Genomic DNA, 16195 nt, shown 5'->3' with positions numbered 1-16195 from the left:
AGAGTGTATGTAATACCTATCAGTTTTAATTATTGTTATCGAGACGTTTAAAATAACGAGTTGATTTTGTTTAATAATTGTTAATTACAGTCTGTAAAAATTGTTTTACGGGTTGTGGTGCTGAGCAATAATAAGGGTAAAGCACGCCCCGCCTAATTGATTACTTTTAGTTACTTTAACACTGCCGTGATGCCAGTCAGCTACTTTAGCTACAATAGCTAAACCAAGTCCATAACTTTTATCGGCTCTGTTACGATGATCTTCTTCTCTAAAAAATGGGCTAAATACGTTACTAAAGTTTTCTCGAGCGATACCAGGGCCGTCATCTTCTACCGTTATTATAAGCTGTTGCTCGTGTAACTTTGCACTGAGGTAAATATGTTGGTTTGCAAAATCACATGCGTTAGTTAATAAGTTAGTAATTGCACGCGCAAGCCAGTGAAGATCTGCATTTATTATTTCATCAGTGCTATTGAGTTGTACGCTAAGCATTTGCATTTCAAGCTTAGGGGCAAGCTGTATCAAAATATCTTCTAAATAGAGTTTAATATTTGTTGAAGAATAAGTGAGCTTGTTGGCGTTTTGCTCAAGTGTGGCAAATGCTAAATAACTACTAAGCATAGATTCCATATGATCTAAATCATTTTCCATACGCATTAAATACTGTTTTATTTTTTGCTCATTGTGACTATCTAATGCGGCATCTAAACCAAAACGTAGACACGCAATAGGGGTGCGTATGTCATGAGATAAGCTTGAGGCCATCAGTTTGTTTTCGGCAACAAGTTTCTCGATTTGGCTAGCCATGCGGTTAAAGGTAAGCTCTACATCTTTTATATAGGTAAAGTGCGATACTTTTATTCGGGCTTGAACATTACCTGAGGCAAACTTTTTAGCGGCTTCGTTTAACACAGTTAATCGTTTTGCTAAGGGCGCAATAATAAACCCCATAAAGACACATAAGCCTGCGTAAAATAGCAGGGTAAGTACAATGTCATTATGCTGCTCGATATCAACTATTTTGTCTAAACGCATTGATAAATGAAAAGGGTTTAAAACGGCGCTGCTATAAAGCATATAAAAGCCCTGCTGATCTTCTAAAATCAGTCCACCCGGTGTATGCATTTGTAATAATAAAGATGGTGGTAAAGCAAGTGATTCATTTGGCTTGTAATCAATTAAAATATCAAACTCTAGCGCCAGTTGTTTTACGTAATCGCTGCGCTCAGATGTGGGTATATTAGCTAACTGCTTGCTAAAACCCGTGATCATTTTACTTTGCTGGCTAAATTCATCTTGTGGAGTGTGCGCCTGCTGACTAAAGGCATCAATAAGCCAGCCTAATACCACAATAGATAAAAGCGCACTGCCAAGAAGCGATATATAAAACTTTTTCATTTATTGATTCATCACTTTATTACCACGCAGTAGAAACAAGTAAATATCCACGACCCCAAATAGTTTTAATCTTTTCTGGATTTTGTGGATCATCATTAAACTTTTTACGAAGTGCAGAAATAAGTACATCAACACTTCTATCAAGTCCGTCGTATTCTCTACCTTTGGTTGCTTTAAATACAGCATCACGAGAGACCACTTGGCCCGCATTGCTCGCAAGATAATGAAGCAGTAAATACTCAGCGCTTGATATATTTATGTCTTGCTCGTTAAGTTTTACATTACGAGACTCGGTATCAATACTAAGCGAACCAACTTGAATAACACTTTCGTTAACGTGTGGGGTATTAGATTCATTATTTTGACGCAGGGCCGCTTTTATACGCGCTAGTAATGCACGAGGACGCACAGGTTTCATTATGTAGTCGCTTGCACCTACTTCTAAACCAATGACTTCATCCATTTCTTCATCGCGAGCAGTAAGCATTATGATAGGCGAATTATAAAAACTACGAAGCTCTCTACATACGCTTATGCCATCTTGCCCCGGTAGCATAATATCAAGGAGCACAATATTTGGGTTTAACGTTTTTACCTGGCTAACAACTTCGTCACCTCGATGACAAACATGCGTTGTATAGCCTTGCTCTGTTAAATATTCAGCAACCCATTGAGCAAGTGATACATCGTCTTCAACAAGTAAAATAGTGCCGTAGTTATCCATAAAATATCCTTAATGCTATTGGTATTAAAATAGTCGCCAGCGGCGCTTTTTTTGCCTGTTTTGATATACCCATTGAAGTTTTACTTCGGCAATACTTATTATTTTAGACGTATTGCTATCAAATAGTTCAAACGAAATACTTTGCTGTGAATCAAATGCATAATTAAAGGTACCGCTCTGTTGCTTGAGCCAACATTGCATTATGTACTTTGAGGTGGCGTCACGTAGGCAGTAATTACCAATAGTCGGTTGCTCCCATGTAAGCGTAACATCGGCATAGCAATTTCGCCCTTCGCGCAGTGCAACGCAGGTGTCGGGTAGTGCGATGAGTGCCTCAGGAGGCTCCTGCGCTTTAACAGTAAAGGTACTGGGGAAGATCAGTAATACACAGATCCATCTAAAATACATAACGTAGGCCTACCTTGGCTTTGTGTTGATATCCCTGGGAAATAATTGGACTGTCGTCAATCTCTTTTGAAAACCATGTTGTAAGCCAGCCGGATAAAAACACCCAATCTTGGCTTATTGGGTACTCAGCATGGAACTCAAAAATAATACTAGTACTGGCATTGCTGCTATAAACCGGGCGAAGGCTGGTGGCTTCATCGCTATCAATACCAAAATAATAATTGGTAAAGTCAGCAGAGTAGGCGCTTAAACCAACACCTGATCTAAACTCCCAGTTTCGCCATGGCAAAATATGACTAAAAAAGCTGTTTATAACCCAGCCATTGTGCGCGCCAGATACATCATGAAGGTATTCAAAAGAGAACTGTGAGTTTTCAAATCGACGAGAAAGTCGAAGGCCAACGTCAAAGTCGTAATTACGTTTTTTTATACCTTGGAGTTCTCTTATAACACCATGGTTATAAAATCCTAGGCCTTTTTCGTCGAATCCAGCTTGAGTATTTGTGCCTAATATATCTAGGCCCCAATCAAATTTATCTATAAGACTGTAGCCTATTACAAGGCCGCCACTGAGTTGATTGTGATCGAAATCAAGATAAAATTTATCGTAGGAAACAGCAAGGCTTAAGTCGATTTCAGTGCCTTTATCGTAAGATTCGATACCAACAAGGTAAGAGTCTTCAATATAAAAGCCCGCGCCTGCACTCCAGTCCCACGCAAAACCTTGAGTTGGCTCTAACGTATTATCTGCATAATAGCGGTTACTTGCCATACTCGATGTGCTAAAAATGCAGCAAAAAAGCAGTGTTATGCTCAGTAAAGTATGGTTAAGCAAAGCGTTTCTCATCCCTAAGGGCCTAATTATTATTTGTTATTAAGCGTAGTATATTGTTAATTCGTTCCTTTAATCTGTAAAAAAATGTAGTAAGTGTAAGCGCAAGCTGGCTAAAACCTACTGAACTTTAATTTTATCGATTAATATACTGCTTAGGTAAAACTGCATCATAGGTGTTAATGCGCTTACTTCTGTTCTGTTACATGGACCGCTAAGTTTGGTAAGGCTAGATAGTTTTGACAATGTTTTGTACTGAGGAATTTGAATATCTTTGCCAAGTCTTTCAATACGAGCTTCATCAGTGTTTTGCTGATGAACAAAAGCAACAACCTCAAGCTCATTTGTTATTTTTTGCTCTTCAGTGAAATTGTAAATTAGTGGTTCACGATGAAAACTTGCACTGTCGATAGAGGATTTAGCAAACCAAACAACATCACCCGACGCTTTGTGTGTAAGACGCATACTAACTTGTGCAAATATTGCAGCGCACTGCTGGGTTGGATATTGCTGTGCAATATTTGAGTATAAGGGAAAAGGGTTCTCTGGTTGCTTTATTGCGTACTTGGTATCGTCTGTGAAAGTTAAGTCAAGTTGTTGAATAGTAAGTGTATAGTCGCTGTTATTTTTAGTTGTTACTTTTAGCTGTTTGTCGTTAAGAGCTTGGCTAATTTGCGATAGAAGTTTATCGGTTACGCTTGCCTTACCGGTAATAATTTTTACTGTTTGGTTTCTAACTACTTTATGTGCAGGAAGTTGAACCGATTTAACTTTTGGAGATGAGTGCTCTGTGGTGTACTCAAGTTGATAGGTCTGACTTTTTAATGTTGGCTTTAATGGCATGGCCAGTGGTTCGGCCGGTTGCTTTGTAATAGCACAACCAGTTGATAATAAAATAAAAAGTGACACAACTAAAAAACGCATAAGTACTAAACACTCGCTTAAAACCAAATAATCGTCGTATTGTACGTTAGTACAAACAAAACTTCATGATATTATCTGCGCAGATGTAGTTAAAAAGATAAAATTTATAAAAATGAAGTATCTCAACTCTTTATTGTATTGCCTATCTGCTTTGTGTTTGTTGTTTAGCTCTGTGAGTTTTGCAGCAAAAGCAGATCCTGATTGGGATGCATTTGTAAAAAAGTACGGCCGTTACGCACAAAAAAAATTAAAAAGTAAAGGTATACCCGGTGCAGCCCTTTCGATTGTGAATATAAACAACTCTGATTACATCCACACTATGGGTGTTACTAAAACACGCAGCGGGCAAAAAGTTAATAAGCATACTCGGTTTAGACTCGCGTCTGTTTCGAAGACATTTGCAGGTTCGTTATCAGCTAAATTAGCCAGTGATGGTTTACTTGAATTAGACAAAGCTGTTAGCGAATACATAACTGATTTTAAAGGGACTGTTTATCAAGATAATTTAAAGGTGTTTCATCTTTTAAGCCATTCAAGCGGGTTAGTGCCTAATGCATACGATAATTTAATTGAGTCTCGTATGGATTACCCCGGAATTGTCGAAAAGTTACTTAGCGTTAAACCTATTTGCAAACCAGGTGAGTGCTATGGCTATCAAAACGTAATGTTTAGCCTTATAGGTGATGTAATATTACAAAGCACCGATAAAGGTTACGGACAGTGGTTACGAGAAGCTATTTTTGAGCCTTTAAAAATGAGTGATGCCAGCTTAGGCTTTGAATCAATGACGAATGACAAAAATTACGCGCTACCGCATGTGCGTGGTAAAAAACGTTGGTATAGCGCTAAGCTTAAAAAAAATTACTATAAAGTGAGCCCAGCAGCCGGTGTAAATGCGAGCGCAAGTGATATGGCTATTTGGTTAAAAGCGCAGTTAGGGCAATATCCTGATGTTTTGTCATTAGATACATTGGCAAAACAAACACGCCCATACACTCACACAAAAAAAGAAATGTATCGCAGGGTGTGGAAAAAACACCTTAATGAAGCCTATTACGGTTTAGGTTGGCGTGTTTATAACTATGCCGATGAAACGCTTTATTATCATAGTGGTTGGGTTCAGGGGTACAGAAGTGATGTGGTTGTATTTCCTCACTTGAATATTGGTTTTAGCTTAATAGTTAATGCTGAAACCGGCGTAATCAATGAGCTAACGACTGAATTTATCGACAGGCTATTAGAATACAAACGAGGTGAAAAAATATGAAGAATAAAATAATATTAGCAATCACTTTTTTAATCATGTCATTCAATTGTAGTTTAGTGTTTGCAGCACCTGATGAGATATATTTGTTTCGTCATAGCGAAAAGTTAACGGGTAAAAATCCAGCGCTTTCAGAAGAGGGGAAGGCACGTGCAAATAATTTAGTTACGTTGTTTAAAGAACATCAAAATATACATCTTTTTAGCAGCAACTATAAACGCACGTTGCAAACAGCCGCACCTTTGCAGGCACATTTTAATACCAAAATAAATGTGTATAACGCAGGTAAGCTAAGTGATTTAAAAAATGAGTTACTAAAACTAAAAGGTGTAGTTGTTGTTATTGGGCACAGTAATACAACACCGCAACTAGCCGAGCTACTTTCGAATGAAAAAGTGCCAGCAATGAGTGAAACACAATTTTCTCAGTACTTTATATTGAATAAGAAGCGCAGTAGTAATGGTAGCGAATATGATGTAACCCATCATAAAATGAGTTTTTGATTTAAAATGTTAAATAATAAAAAACCAGCATTAAGCTGGTTTTTTTAATTTAAACGCACTAAATCCTTTAACAGGAATAATTAGTTACGCGGTAAATGTATTTTTTTCTCAACGCTTTGACGATAAAGCACAATAGTGTGACCTATCGTTTGTAGCTTAGTCGCACCAGTTTCACGTACGATTGCTTCAAAAATTAATGCTTTTGTTTCACGATCGTCAGTTGGAACTTTAACTTTGATTAATTCGTGAATTTCTAATGCACTTTGAATTTCTACTACTACGCCTTCGGTTAAACCGTTAGAACCTAGTAAAACTACAGGCTTAAGGCTATGTGCCTGACCTTTTAAAAACTGCTTTTGTTTGTTTGATAATGTCATGTTTATACAAATTTTGCTGAATATGGCTTGAATTAAGGGTATTCTAACGCCATCTAGAGAATATTACTAATTAGTTGCGTGTTAATTTATGACAAATAAAAAACAGTCAGCCAGTTCACAGCGATGGCTGAAAGAACATTTTGATGATAAATATGTTCAAGAAGCGCAAAAAAAAGGCTGGCGTTCCCGAGCGGTTTTTAAATTAGATGAAGTACAAAATAGAGATAAAATACTTCGTCCAGGTATGACAGTTGTTGATTTAGGGGCGGCTCCAGGAAGTTGGTCTCAATATTTGGCTGAAAAAGTAGGTGACAAAGGCCAAGTGATCGCGTGTGATATATTGCCGATGGATTCACTTGCGGGTGTTGACTTCTTACAAGGTGACTTTCGTGAGGAGGCTGTATTAAATGCGTTGTTAAAACGTATTGATGGTAAAAATGTTGATGTGGTACTCTCTGACATGGCACCAAATATGAGTGGCAATAACTCAGTAGATCAAGCGGGTAGTATGTATTTGGTAGAACTTGCGCTGGATATGTGTAGTCAAGTACTAAAGAAAAATGGCGCATTTATTGTTAAAGTTTTCCAAGGAGAAGGCTTTGATCAATACTTGCAAGACGTACGTAATAGTTTTAAAGCAGTGAAAATACGCAAACCTGATGCCTCACGTGCCCGTTCTCGGGAAGTATATATAGTAGCGACTGGATACAAACTGTAGTACAGTTGCTTGGCGTTTAGTTGAATTTAAATTAATTGGATACAAGAGGTTAACCCCTTGAGCGATATGGCGAAAAATTTAATACTATGGCTGGTGATTGCAGTTGTGCTGATGTCAGTCTTTCAGAGCTTTAATGGCGGCGAGCAAGTTGATCGTCAAACAAGTTACACTCAATTTGTAAAAGATGTCCGCAGTGGCTCTTTACAAGAAGTTATTATCGACCGCGGTACAGGAAATATTACTGGTACTAAGAGCAGTGGTGAGCGTTTTCAAACAACGATGCCAATGTACGATGAAGACTTAATAAATGATTTACTTAAAAATGATGTAAATGTGAAGGGTGTACAACCTGAAGAACAATCATTCTTAGCAAGTATATTTATTTCTTGGTTCCCGATGATACTGCTTATAGGTGTATGGATATTCTTCATGCGTCAAATGCAAGGCGGCGGCGGTAAAGGCGCTATGTCATTTGGTAAGAGTAAAGCTCGCTTAATGAGTGAAGATCAAATTAAAACAACGTTTGCTGATGTTGCAGGTTGTGATGAAGCGAAAGAAGATGTTACTGAGCTGGTAGACTTTTTACGAGATCCTTCTAAGTTTCAAAAACTTGGCGGTAGTATTCCTAAAGGTGTACTAATGGTTGGTCCTCCAGGTACCGGTAAAACGTTACTTGCGAAGGCTGTTGCTGGTGAAGCTAAAGTGCCATTTTTTACAATTTCTGGTTCAGATTTTGTTGAAATGTTTGTGGGTGTTGGTGCGTCACGTGTACGAGACATGTTTGAGCAAGCTAAAAAAGCGGCGCCTTGTATTATCTTTATAGATGAGATTGACGCTGTTGGTCGTAAACGTGGTGCTGGTATGGGCGGCGGTAACGACGAACGTGAGCAAACACTTAACCAAATGCTAGTAGAAATGGATGGTTTTGGTGGTAACGAAGGTATTATTGTTATCGCAGCAACTAACCGACCAGATGTACTAGACCCTGCATTACTTCGCCCAGGTCGTTTTGACCGTCAAGTTGAAGTAGGTTTACCTGATATTCGTGGTCGTGAGCAAATACTTAAAGTACACATGCGTAAAGTGCCATTAGGCGATAACGTAGAAGCTGCTCTTATAGCACGTGGTACTCCAGGTTTCTCTGGCGCGGATTTAGCTAACTTAGTAAACGAAGCTGCACTTTATGCAGCGCGTGGTAATAAACGTGTTGTAAGTATGGCTGAATTTGACGCTGCTAAAGATAAAATCATGATGGGCGCAGAGCGCAAGACCATGGTGATGAGCGAGCAAGAAAAAGCAATGACAGCGTACCATGAAGCTGGCCATGCAATTGTTGGTCGCATGGTGCCAGAACATGATCCAGTTTATAAAGTATCTATTATTCCACGTGGCCGTGCGCTGGGTGTAACAATGTACTTGCCTGAGCAAGATCGTGTTAGTCATTCAAAAGAGCTTTTAGAATCAATGATTTCTAGCCTTTATGGTGGCCGTATTGCTGAAGCGCTTATTTACGGCGCAGATAAAGTAACAACGGGTGCAAGTAATGACATTGAACGAGCTACAGATATAGCGCGTAAAATGGTTACACATTGGGGTTTAAGTGAAAAACTAGGTCCGTTACTTTACGCTGAAGATCAGAACGAAATGTATATGGGTGGTGGCGGTAGTCGTTCATCTAGCATATCGGACGACACGGCAAAAGTAATTGATGCAGAGGTTCGATTACTTTCAGATCGTAACTATCAAAGAGCAGAAGAAATATTAAAAGAAAATATTGATATTCTTCACTCAATGAAAGATGCGTTAATGAAATACGAAACTATTGATGCTAAGCAAATTGATGATTTAATGGCACGCCAACCAGTACGTGAACCGCGTGATGCACATGACCGTCATGAAGCTAAACCGGTAAAAGCGGAAGAACCTCAAGAACCAGTTGCTGATGAAAGTCAAAAGACTGATGATTCATCAAAAAAAGATGAAACAAACCTTGATGACAAAGCTGAATAATCGTTAAAATAGTAATGAAAGCCCCGAACTTCGGGGCTTTTTTGTATCAGCTATTTAGAAAAAGAATAAAGGTTGGCAATGACTAACATATTAAAGCTTCCGAGAGGGCGTACGCTTAATCTTGAAAAGCCCGTTATTATGGGAATACTAAATGTAACGCCGGATTCATTTTCTGATGGTGGGCAGTTTTTAGATCCCAAAATAGCGCTAAAGCGCGCAATGCAATTATTAGATGACGGTGCGAAAATTTTAGATATAGGGGGAGAATCTACTCGCCCAAGCGCGCCAGATGTTAGCTTAGAAGATGAACTTGCTCGAGTAATCCCCGCTATTAAAGCGATACGTCAGCACAGTGATTGCGTTATTTCAATTGATACCAGTAAAGCACAGGTAATGGAACAAGCAATACTTGTAGGGGCAGATATAGTCAATGATGTTAGAGCTTTACAAGAAATAGACGCCTTAGAAACGGTTGCGCAGTATGAAGATGTAGCAATTTGTTTAATGCATATGCAAGGGCAGCCTCGGAACATGCAATCGTCACCTCATTACGTTAATTTGTTTGCAGATATAAGTATGTTTTTTAGTGAACGTATTAAAGCATGTGAAACAGCTGGGATTAAGTTTGAACGACTTATTCTAGACCCAGGTTTTGGATTTGGAAAAACGCTTAGTCATAACTATCAAATATTGGCTAAGTTTGACGATTTTAATAAATTAGGTTTGCCATTATTGGCCGGATTATCTCGTAAATCGATGATAGGTAATTTATTAAACAGAGATATAGATGAACGGTTAGCGGGCAGCTTAGCGGGTGCGTTAATCGCGGCGCAAAATGGCGCAAAAATTATTCGTGTACATGACGTAAAAGAAACCGCAGATGTACTTGGTGTATATCAAGCCTGCGAACAAGGAATTGCATAATGAAAGAAAGAAAATATTTTGGCACCGATGGCGTGCGTGGACTTGTAGGCGCTGCGCCTATTAACCCTGAGTTTGCAATGAAGTTAGGTTGGGCTGCAGGGCGAGTATTATCACAAAGTGGCACTAAAAAAGTAATTATTGGTAAAGATACACGTATTTCGGGATATATGCTTGAAACCGCACTTGAGGCTGGTTTAATTGCCGCTGGTATTGATGTTGTATTATTGGGTCCTATGCCAACACCGGCCGTTGCTTATTTAGCGCAAACATTTCGTGCTGAGGCAGGTATTGTAATTAGTGCCTCACATAATCCGTATTACGATAACGGTATTAAGTTTTTCAATGGTCAAGGCTTAAAGCTCGATGATGCAGTAGAGCTTGAAATTGAAGCGATGCTTGATGAGCAAATGACATGTGTTGCCTCAGACAAATTAGGTAAAGCATCGCGTTTAGTCAGTGCAGATGGCCGGTATATAGAGTTTTGTAAAAGCCAGTTCCCACAGGGCCTATCTTTAGAAGGTCTTAAAATTGTTGTCGATTGCGCAAATGGAGCTACTTATCATATTGCACCTTCTGTTATGCGTGAACTTGGTGCAGAAGTAATAACACATGCATGCGAGCCTAATGGCGTTAATATCAACCATGAATGTGGCGCTACTCACGTAGATACTCTTAAACGTAAAGTGCTTGAACTCAAAGCCGACGTAGGTATTGCATACGATGGTGATGGTGACCGCGTGATGATGGTTGATCATAATGGCCGTGTTTTTGATGGTGATGATCTGGTTTATATTATTGCTTGCCAAGCAGCCCAAGATGATAATTTGGGTGGTGGTGTAGTTGGCACTGTTATGTCTAACATGGGCCTTGAAAATGCTTTAAAAGCAAAAGGTATCGAGTTTGCTCGCAGTAAAGTGGGCGATCGCTATGTTATGGAGTTACTACAGCAGAAAGGCTGGAAAATTGGCGGCGAAAGCTCAGGCCATGTACTGAATCTAGATTTAATTAGCACGGGTGATGGCATTATATCAAGCTTGCAAGTACTGGCTGCTATGGTTGCACAAAACCGTACATTACAAGACTTAGGTGCTGGTTTTACCAAGTACCCAATGAAAATGATAAACGTGCGTTATACCGCTGGAACTGATCCTACAAAAGCACCTGAAGTGCTTTCAGCTGTTGCAGAAGTTGAGCTTGCTTTAGGCGATAAAGGGCGTGTTTTACTGCGTAAGTCAGGCACTGAACCTGTGGTTCGTGTTATGGTTGAAGCCGAGCAAGAAAAAATTGTAATAGACAGCGCTCAAAAAATTGCAGCTGTTGTAGAATCTATGAGCAAACAAACTGATTAATAACAATAATCTCTTGTAACTTTGGGCGAGAAAAGTTAATATCTCGCCCGCTTTCTAATGTGGAGTGGATAATGGCAATACGCAAGGCGATGGTCGCAGGCAACTGGAAAATGAATGGCTCTTTAGAGTTAGTTAAACAAATGTCTGACGCTATTAACGATGTACAATCACAAGAGATGGACATTGTTTTATTTCCTCCATTCCCACTTGTACCAGCAATGATAGCTAGCGGTGTTTCTACAGGAGCTCAAACTGTTTCTGAAAATACGCCTGGCGCATTTACTGGCGAAGTAGATGCGCAGCTTATAAAAGATTTAGGTGCAACTTACGTACTCGTTGGTCATTCTGAACGCCGCAGTATTTATAACGAAAGTAACGCAACAGTCGCTGAAAAGTTTGCTAGAGCACAGAAAGTTGGTTTAACACCAATTTTGTGTGTAGGCGAGAGTGAAAGTGAGCAAGAAAACGGTCAAACCGAACAAGTAGTTGCTGCACAAATTGATGCAGTAATAGAGAAATTAGGTGTAGCAGCACTGAAAGATTCTGTGATAGCATACGAGCCCGTTTGGGCCATAGGCACAGGTAAGACTGCATCGCCAGAGCAGGCACAAACTGTTCATAAATTTATCCGTGACAAAATTGCATCACTTGATAGCAATTTAGCACAAGGGCTTACCATCTTATATGGTGGTAGCGTTAATGAAAAAAATAGCGAATTATTATTTGCACAAACAGATATAGATGGCGGCTTAATTGGCGGCGCAAGTCTAAAAGCAGAATCTTTTACTGCGATCTGTAACAGTGCAAAAGGGACTGTATAAGATGTACGAAATTTTATTAGTAGTTTATTTAGTTGTGGCTTTGGCTCTAGTTGGAATGGTTTTAATTCAACAAGGTAAAGGCGCAGATATGGGTTCTTCATTTGGCGCTGGCGCATCAGGCACGGTTTTTGGTTCGTCAGGTGCTGGTAACTTTATGACAAAAACAACCACAAGCTTAGCTACGGTATTTTTTGTTTTAAGCATTGTGTTAGGTAACTTAACGGCTGGTCAAATTAAAAAGACTGACGAATGGGAAAACCTAGAACAAGCTCCAGCAGTAGAAACGGTAGTTCCTGTTGAAGAAGATGTTCCAGTAACATCTACGAAAGGGCAAAGCTCTGACGTGCCGAACTAATTTAGCGTAAAGCTATCGTTAAACGATTTATATTCCTCAAATAAATCACATGTTTAACAATTAAGTGAAAGCTTAGAAAATGCGGATGTGGTGGAATTGGTAGACACGCCACCTTGAGGGGGTGGTGCTTTAGGGCATGGGGGTTCAAGTCCCCCCATCCGCACCAAATTGTGAAAACCAGTAACAGAGATGTTACTGGTTTTTTTGTGCTTGAAATATATTGTGAGTGTTTTTTGAACATTATTTGCTTGTTGTGAAATAATTCTTCTATTTATTAGAAAAAACTAGAAAAATTACAAATTTAGCTCACACTTATAGATATCAAGCCGATAACAAATATAGACAATAAAATAAGGTAGCACAGTATGGCTTCAGGCTTCTCTTTTCAAAACCTAAGCATAACAAAAAAAATACATGCAATAACATGCATTGCGGTAGTGGCCTTTATAGTGATCGTATTGATAAACTATTTGGCTATGAATGATAACAAGGTTTCTCTCGATGAAATGAGTAGTTCATCGTATAAAGTAGTAAAAATAACGTCGGAAAACGTAGGGCTCTTAGAAAAGCTTGACGAGCTTTATACTCAAGCTGTTACGTTTGGTGAGCAAGACCTTATTATTAAAGCGGATGAGGTCTATAAAACGATAGAATCTAATATTACTTTAATAACGCAACTGAACAGCTCCTACATTAGCAACGATATTATTAATGAGTTGTCGGATTACGAAAAAATATCTTCAAATATTGCTACGGGTATGGTTAACGGTACTGCTGATTATAGTAAAATTCAACAACAGGCACAGCTTAAAACAAATTTGTATAACTCTGTTTTAGAAAGCTTTAAAGGAGCCCAACAAAAAGCCGACAATCGTTTTTTTGAACTTGTTGCCAATACTAAAACACGTTCTGATGAAGCATTAACTTTAATGTTAGCGGTTTCCATTGTTTCATTAATTTTACTTTTATTTATGGCTATTTGGATTGCTAAAAATATAGGTTCATCTGCTAGTGATGCAGCTAATAATTTGAGTTTATTAGCAAGTGGTAATGGCTCTTTAAGTACACAATTGTCTGTTAATTCAGAAGATGAAATAGGCCAAGTTTCTATTAACTTTAACGCGTTTATCTCTTTACTGAGAGAAACCGTACTTGAAGTTATTGCTGTGTGTGAACCTTTAATGGAAAACTCAACACGACTAGTTCAAGGTATGGAACAAGCAGAACGTGCAACAACAAAGCAAACCACTGATGCTGAAATTGTTAAACAATCTATGGAAGAAATGAAACAAAGCGTTGGCGATATTTCAGAATCTGCAGCTAACGCTTCTCACGCTGCTGAAACGGCCGAGAAAGAAGTTGAACAAAGTCGTACACAAGTACAGATGTCAGTTACCGCTTCTCGTACGCTCAGTGATGAAATTAATCGAGCTGCAGGGACTATTAATAAGCTTGCGGACGATACAAAAAATGTATCGCAGATTTTGAATGTAATTACGTCTATTGCAGATCAGACAAACTTACTTGCTCTTAATGCTGCTATTGAAGCTGCACGAGCAGGTGAACATGGAAGAGGCTTTGCTGTAGTGGCAGATGAGGTTCGTGAACTGGCTTCTCGCACTGCACATTCTACTAATGAAATACGTGAACTATTGGGATCATTAACGACTGCCGCAAATGAATCTGTAGCTGCTATGACTTCAGCACGTGATATGGCAACAGATAATGCTACAGCCGCAGAAAAAACAGGTATTTCAATAGAGAAAATCGCAGAGCAAATGTTAGAAATTAATGGTATGAATTCGCAAATAGCAGCAGCGACTGAGGAACAAACATCCGTTGCAGCTATGGTAGTAGATAATGTGTCAAATATGCATGTATCGTTCGAAGATACTATGGACTCACTACTTGCTGTACGTGATGTAGCTAAAAATCTACACTATTTATCTGATAATCTATTAGATGCAACAGCTAAATTTAGAATTGAGTAGGGCTTAGTTAGTATATAAAAAACCACCCAAGGGTTAACACCATTCAGTTAAGCATGCTTTGACTTAATGGTGTACCGAGTTTTTGATATTCGAACGGTCCTACTTTTGGGCCGTTTTCTTTTTTCTGGAAGAATATAAGAGGGTGTAACTAATTTTGTGTAACTGCCTATCATAATTTACTCTATCAAGAGTTTAAGGGTTAGGCGATGAACATGAATAAAGAAGAACTCGAAGTGTTTGCAAAAGAAGCAGCTAAAAGCATTAAAACACCTGACGATTTAAATCAATTTAGTCAGATGTTAAAAAAATAACGGTTGAAGCGGCGCTTAATGCAGAAATGGATGAGCATTTAGGCTATCAAAAACACAGTAAATCCACGAACACCAATAGCCGAAATGGTAAAACAAGCAAGCGCATCAAAACGGAAGACGGTGAGTTTGAGCTTAATACGCCCCGTGACCGTGAAGGCTCTTTTGAGCCACAGCTAGTTAAAAAGCATCAAGCTCGATTTACTTCAATGGATGATAAGATTCTGTGGCTATATGCACAAGGTATGAGCACCCGCGATATCGTTAATGCATTTGATGAGTGGTATGGCGCTGATATTTCTCCTACATTGGTGTCACGTGTAACCAGTGCTGTGATGGAGCAGGTTACAGAATGGCAATCCCGGCCACTGGATGCCATTTATCCTATTGTTTATTTGGACTGCTTGGTTGTAAAAATACGCCAAGATAAGCGCGTTATCAAAAAGTCTATCTACCTTGCCTTAGGTATTAATATTGATGGTCATAAAGAACTGCTTGGCATATGGATTTCTGAAAATGAAGGCGCTAAGTTCTGGCTAGGTGTGCTCACTGAATTAAGTCAACGGGGCTTTGAAGATATCTTAATCGCGTGCGTAGACGGCCTGAAAGGTTTTCCTGATGCGATAAATACAGCTTACCCGCAAACACATATTCAGTTGTGCATAGTGCACATGGTTCGCAACTCATTGAAATATGTTTCATGGAAAGATTATAAAGCCGTTACGGCAGATTTAAAGTTGATTTACCGTTCGTCGACAGAATAAGAAGCGTTGCTAGAGTTGGAGCGATTTGCAGATAAATGGGACAGTCAGTACCCTCAAATAGTCAAGTCATGGCGTGCGAATTGGGATAATCTAAATACGCTATTTAATTACCCTGAGGCAATACGCAAAGCCATTTATACAACGAATGCTATTGAATCACTTAACAGCGTTATTCGTCGAGCGATTAAAAAACGTAAGCTCTTTCCAAATGACGATTCTGCAAGAAAAATGATTTATTTGGCAATAAAAGAGGCGTCGAAAAAATGGACGATGCCAATTCGAGACTGGCGTAATGCAATGAGTCGTTTTATCATTGAATTTGAGGAACGCCTCAGTAAGCATATTTAAAATCTAAAAACGGGCAGTTACACAGAATCCGTTACAGGCTCGAATACAACGTTTCACTCGTTCTCGCATTGCCCTTAATTTCTTTGGAATTGAGCCTGGCGAAGCGATGGCACACCAGAGTATTTCATCCTGTATATCCCGCAAAGCCATGACAAAACTAATTCTCAGCGGGGAGAC

At 39.1% G+C, this 16195-nt stretch carries 15 protein-coding genes, 1 tRNA gene and 2 pseudogenes; 11 read left to right on the top strand and 7 right to left on the bottom strand.

Going from position 1 to position 16195, the window contains the following annotated elements; genetic code table 11:
• Positions 1–105 precede the first annotated feature (105 nt).
• From GQR55_RS14985 to GQR55_RS14965, 5 genes are all read right to left on the bottom strand, one after another.
• Positions 106–1398, bottom strand: coding sequence for an ATP-binding protein (locus GQR55_RS14985; RefSeq protein WP_166421240.1), 1293 nt, complete (start codon positions 1396–1398; stop codon positions 106–108).
• A gap of 19 nt (positions 1399–1417) precedes the next feature.
• Positions 1418–2122, bottom strand: coding sequence for a response regulator transcription factor (locus tag GQR55_RS14980; RefSeq protein WP_166421239.1), 705 nt, complete (start codon positions 2120–2122; stop codon positions 1418–1420).
• 24 nt (positions 2123–2146) lie between these two features.
• Positions 2147–2530 carry a DUF3019 domain-containing protein gene (locus tag GQR55_RS14975; protein WP_166421238.1) on the bottom strand — a complete coding sequence of 128 codons (384 nt, stop codon included), beginning with the start codon at positions 2528–2530 and terminating at the stop codon, positions 2147–2149.
• Positions 2520–3302, bottom strand: a complete 783-nt coding sequence (locus GQR55_RS14970) for a MipA/OmpV family protein (protein ID WP_240916874.1) — start codon at positions 3300–3302, stop codon at positions 2520–2522. Before GQR55_RS14970 ends, GQR55_RS14975 begins: the two co-directional genes overlap by 11 nt.
• A gap of 180 nt (positions 3303–3482) precedes the next feature.
• The gene (locus GQR55_RS14965) at positions 3483–4286 is read right to left on the bottom strand and encodes a hypothetical protein (protein ID WP_166421236.1); all 804 of its coding nucleotides are present in this window, start codon (positions 4284–4286) and stop codon (positions 3483–3485) included.
• A 112-nt stretch (positions 4287–4398) separates the two neighbouring features.
• Between GQR55_RS14965 and GQR55_RS14960 the strand changes: the two genes are divergently transcribed.
• Positions 4399–5553: a serine hydrolase domain-containing protein gene (locus tag GQR55_RS14960; RefSeq protein ID WP_166421235.1), complete on the top strand. Its 1155-nt coding sequence runs from the start codon at positions 4399–4401 to the stop codon at positions 5551–5553.
• Positions 5550–6053 (top strand): histidine phosphatase family protein, encoded by a 504-nt coding sequence (locus tag GQR55_RS14955; RefSeq protein WP_166421234.1) that lies wholly within the window; start codon positions 5550–5552, stop codon positions 6051–6053. The genes GQR55_RS14960 and GQR55_RS14955 overlap by 4 nt, the downstream gene beginning before the upstream one ends.
• An 80-nt stretch (positions 6054–6133) precedes the next feature.
• On the opposite strand, the gene yhbY is transcribed toward GQR55_RS14955, so the two are convergent.
• Positions 6134–6430, bottom strand: coding sequence for a ribosome assembly RNA-binding protein YhbY (yhbY, locus tag GQR55_RS14950; protein WP_002963153.1), 297 nt, complete (start codon positions 6428–6430; stop codon positions 6134–6136).
• Between the two features lie 88 nt (positions 6431–6518).
• Between yhbY and rlmE the strand changes: the two genes are divergently transcribed.
• From rlmE to GQR55_RS14905, 9 genes and pseudogenes are all read left to right on the top strand, one after another.
• Complete coding sequence (gene rlmE / locus GQR55_RS14945; protein ID WP_007586629.1) at positions 6519–7148, top strand: 23S rRNA (uridine(2552)-2'-O)-methyltransferase RlmE; 630 nt, start codon at positions 6519–6521, stop codon at positions 7146–7148.
• A 66-nt stretch (positions 7149–7214) separates the two neighbouring features.
• The gene (gene ftsH, locus GQR55_RS14940) at positions 7215–9158 is read left to right on the top strand and encodes an ATP-dependent zinc metalloprotease FtsH (RefSeq protein WP_166421233.1); all 1944 of its coding nucleotides are present in this window, start codon (positions 7215–7217) and stop codon (positions 9156–9158) included.
• Between the two features lie 78 nt (positions 9159–9236).
• Entirely contained in the window at positions 9237–10082 is an 846-nt protein-coding gene (folP, locus tag GQR55_RS14935; protein ID WP_166421232.1) for a dihydropteroate synthase, read from the top strand.
• Positions 10082–11431, top strand: coding sequence for a phosphoglucosamine mutase (gene glmM, locus GQR55_RS14930; protein WP_007586638.1), 1350 nt, complete (start codon positions 10082–10084; stop codon positions 11429–11431). The genes folP and glmM overlap by 1 nt, the downstream gene beginning before the upstream one ends.
• A 71-nt stretch (positions 11432–11502) precedes the next feature.
• Positions 11503–12252, top strand: coding sequence for a triose-phosphate isomerase (gene tpiA, locus GQR55_RS14925; RefSeq protein ID WP_166421231.1), 750 nt, complete (start codon positions 11503–11505; stop codon positions 12250–12252).
• 1 nt (position 12253) lies between these two features.
• Positions 12254–12607: a preprotein translocase subunit SecG gene (gene secG, locus GQR55_RS14920; RefSeq protein ID WP_149591809.1), complete on the top strand. Its 354-nt coding sequence runs from the start codon at positions 12254–12256 to the stop codon at positions 12605–12607.
• 81 nt (positions 12608–12688) lie between these two features.
• Positions 12689–12773: transfer RNA gene (locus tag GQR55_RS14915), tRNA-Leu, on the top strand.
• Positions 12774–12972: 199 nt separating this feature from the next.
• Positions 12973–14598 (top strand): methyl-accepting chemotaxis protein, encoded by a 1626-nt coding sequence (locus GQR55_RS14910; RefSeq protein WP_166421230.1) that lies wholly within the window; start codon positions 12973–12975, stop codon positions 14596–14598.
• 212 nt (positions 14599–14810) lie between these two features.
• A pseudogene (locus GQR55_RS14905) lies at positions 14811–16018 on the top strand (IS256 family transposase).
• 42 nt (positions 16019–16060) lie between these two features.
• On the opposite strand, the pseudogene GQR55_RS20210 reads toward GQR55_RS14905, so the two are convergent.
• Positions 16061–16195, bottom strand: a pseudogene (locus GQR55_RS20210) (IS4 family transposase); the annotation flags it as partial.

This window comes from Pseudoalteromonas sp. Z1A8 (assembly GCF_011378855.1).
Lineage (GTDB): Bacteria > Pseudomonadota > Gammaproteobacteria > Enterobacterales > Alteromonadaceae > Pseudoalteromonas.
This window is presented reverse-complemented; position numbering and strand designations above follow the sequence as displayed.